Here is a 2420-nt window from a genome sequence, read left to right as displayed (position 1 = left end):
GGGGAATTAGTCCTTCCGTCGTTGTGAGATTTGGTTTTCTTTCAATCTAGGGGCGACCACGAGGCGCCCCTACCTTCGACGATGGCCGTTGACGATGACCATTGACGATGACGTTAACGATGACCGTTGACGATGACGTTAACGATGTAGGGGCGACCCTCGTGGTCGCCCCTAGATTGAAAGAAAACCAAATCTCACAACGACGGAAGGACTAATTCCCCTTGGTGTGCTCGTCGAAGGCGGAGAGCACGGCCAGCGTGATCGCGGTTATGCCGGTCTTGATGGTCGGTCGGTTTTGCACCGGCGCGAACAGCGGCGAATGGTTCGACGGCAACGGCTGCGGACGCCAGCAGCTGTTTTGCAAATCGCCTCATCGCTCCCCGACAGGTTGCTTCGAGAGCTTATCACATCTCACCCAGCACGTCCCGGTGCATCCGTCCGCCGTAGAAATGAAAAAACGGCACCGCGGCGTCATGGCGCAGCGGACCTGTCGCCAGCCGCCGCTCCAGCTCGCCGAGCACATTCTTCGTCATCGGATGCAGATCCGCGAGCGGCTTCGAGCCGATCTCGACCCAGACCAGTTCGACGAGCTCGGCATCCGCATGCACCACGCCGTCGACGCGATGAGTGATGGCGGAGGCATCCGCGGTGAAGAAGCGCGTGTCAAAGCGCCTGACCCGGCCGGGCGGGGTGATGGCGCGAGCGACAAAAAACAGTCCGGATGGATCGGGCAGCAGGCCGGCATCCGAAAACGGCTGCCAGGGCCCGTCGAGCTTTGCACGACCTTCCGTCTTGCGCCCAAGGCAAAGACCGGTCTCCTCGCAGGCCTCGCGGATCGCCGCCACCGCCAACGATTTTGCGCGCGAGGGCGAGATCTTGGGGCTGCCTTGCAGCAGTTTTGCTTCGAGCTCTCCGGGAATCGGAGCTGCCACCGGGATGCGATAATCAGATTTGTCGACGCGGCCGCCGGGGAAGACGAATTTTCCGGGCATGAACACCACCTTATCGTGGCGCCGGCCGACCAGCACTTTTGGCACCGCGCCAGAGCGGTCGACCAGGATCAGCGTCGCGGCGTCCTTCGGCCGGTAATAGGGATGATGGTCGGCCTCTTTCTCCTCCACCTTGTCGTCTTTGATGGCCTGCGCGGCGTCGCTCATCTCCATCCCCAATCGATCGGTCTGCTTTTCTTAGACCGGCGGAATATGCTCCGGCGGGTTCTCGTCAAAACCGTGCATGCGCAGCGCCCATTGCAGGGCCACGACGGTCCCCTTGACCGGCTGCAGCAGCACCAGCGAGGCCAGGAAGGTGAAAGGCAGATAGACCGCAAGCTGCAGCGGTACCGGCGGCGAATAATTGGTCTCGATGAACAATGCGAAGGGCACCACGATATGCCCGACAATGACGATCACGAGATAGGCGGGCAAGTCGTCGGCCCGGTGCGCGGAAAAATCCTGACCGCAATGCGAGCAGGAATCCGCCGTCTTCAGGAAGGCGCGAAACAGTTTTCCTTCGCCGCAGCGCGGGCAGCGGCCACGAAAACCGCGCTTCATCGCAGCCCAGACGTCGCGCTTTTCGGCAAGTCCGGTCTCGCGCGTCCAAGTCATCGTCTTGGTGGTGGTCATCGCTTCCATGACTTGCCTTTCTTCGCCTTTCCGGCGCGCTTCTTGTCCGTCTTGCGGCCCGTCTCGCGCTTGACCTTGGCGGCCTGCTTCTGGCCGCGTGCTGCCTTCGGCACGCCGCGGCGCCGGTCGCGCGGCGCGGTCTCGGCCGCGCCGAGCAGCTCGAACCGCAGTGCGCCTGCGACTGGCGCAGCTTCTACCAGACGGACATCGACGACGTCCCCCAGCCGGTGCATGGCACCGCTGCGCGATCCGACCAGCGCGTGCCTTGCTTCGTCATAGTTGAAATATTCCGTGCCGAGGGTGCGGATCGGCACCAGTCCGTCGGCGCCCGTATCGTCGAGCTTGACGAACAGGCCGGCGCGCGTGACGCCGGAAATGCGGCCCTGAAACGTGGCGCCGACCCGGTCGGCGAGATGATGGGCGATCAGGCGGTCGGCGGTTTCACGCTCGGCCTTCATGGCGCGCCGTTCGGTCACCGAGATCTGCGCGGCCACCTCGCTCAGCTCATCCGGTGTTGCGCCTTCGGGCAGCGCGCCTTCGCCGAGGCCAAGGCCGCGGATCAGGGCGCGGTGCACGATCAGGTCGGCGTAGCGCCGGATCGGCGAGGTGAAATGCGCGTAGCGGCGCAGGTTGAGGCCGAAATGCCCATAATTTTCGGCGGAATATTCCGCCTGCGCCTGGGAGCGCAGGATCACCTCATTGACCAGGGCCTCGTAGTCCGCGCCCTGCACGTTGGCGAGCACGCGATTGAACAGCGACGGGCGCAGCGGGCCGCCCTTGGCGAAAGGCAGATCGAGC

Annotated in this window: 4 protein-coding genes; all 4 read right to left on the bottom strand. The window is 63.7% G+C overall.

Annotated elements, in window-relative coordinates:
* Positions 1–211: 211 nt before the first annotated feature.
* Positions 212–364 carry a hypothetical protein gene (locus JOZ76_RS10545; RefSeq protein WP_291698573.1) on the bottom strand — a complete coding sequence of 51 codons (153 nt, stop codon included), beginning with the start codon at positions 362–364 and terminating at the stop codon, positions 212–214.
* A gap of 40 nt (positions 365–404) precedes the next feature.
* On the bottom strand, positions 405–1157 hold the full coding sequence (locus JOZ76_RS10540; RefSeq protein ID WP_291698572.1) for an NUDIX hydrolase: 753 nt from the start codon (positions 1155–1157) through the stop codon (positions 405–407).
* 30 nt (positions 1158–1187) lie between these two features.
* The gene (locus JOZ76_RS10535; protein WP_441300010.1) at positions 1188–1622 is read right to left on the bottom strand and encodes a DUF983 domain-containing protein; all 435 of its coding nucleotides are present in this window, start codon (positions 1620–1622) and stop codon (positions 1188–1190) included.
* The coding region (locus tag JOZ76_RS10530; protein ID WP_291698570.1) for an RNB domain-containing ribonuclease at positions 1619–2420 on the bottom strand (802 nt) is incomplete at its 5' end. The genes JOZ76_RS10535 and JOZ76_RS10530, both read right to left, overlap by 4 nt.

This window comes from Bradyrhizobium sp. (assembly GCF_019244115.1).
Lineage (GTDB): Bacteria > Pseudomonadota > Alphaproteobacteria > Rhizobiales > Xanthobacteraceae > Bradyrhizobium.
Note: the sequence above shows the minus strand (reverse complement) of the source record. Positions and strands in the feature narration are given on the sequence as shown.

Bases quoted from the DNA above. Each gene is read 5' to 3' on its own strand.
- JOZ76_RS10540 (WP_291698572.1), bottom strand. From the start codon at position 1,157: ATGAGCGACGCCGCGCAGGCCATCAAAGACGACAAGGTGGAGGAGAAA.
- JOZ76_RS10535 (WP_441300010.1), bottom strand. From the start codon at position 1,622: ATGACCACCACCAAGACGATGACTTGGACGCGCGAGACCGGACTTGCC.